At 67.4% G+C, this 215-nt stretch carries 1 protein-coding gene; it reads right to left on the reverse strand.

Annotated elements, in window-relative coordinates; genetic code table 11:
- Nucleotides 1–215: IS256 family transposase (locus UK12_RS36120; RefSeq protein ID WP_045307468.1), on the reverse strand; the 215-nt coding region annotated here is incomplete at both ends.

Raw genomic sequence — 215 nt, forward strand, 5'->3', positions numbered from 1 at the left:
CGTCGAGGTAGATGTACGGGAAGCGGACGTGGTCCAGGGGGCGGCTGCGGAACGCGGTCAGTTGGCCATCCAGGTCCTGGCAGATCCGGGAGACCTCGCTCTTGGAGATTCCGGTGTCCGCGCCGAGGGCCTTGACCAGGTCGTCGACCGACCGCGTGGACACGCCGTGGACGTAGGCCTCCATGATGACCGCGTACAGGGCCTGGTCGATCCGG

The sequence above is a fragment of the Saccharothrix sp. ST-888 genome (assembly GCF_000955975.1).
GTDB lineage: Bacteria > Actinomycetota > Actinomycetes > Streptomycetales > Streptomycetaceae > Kitasatospora.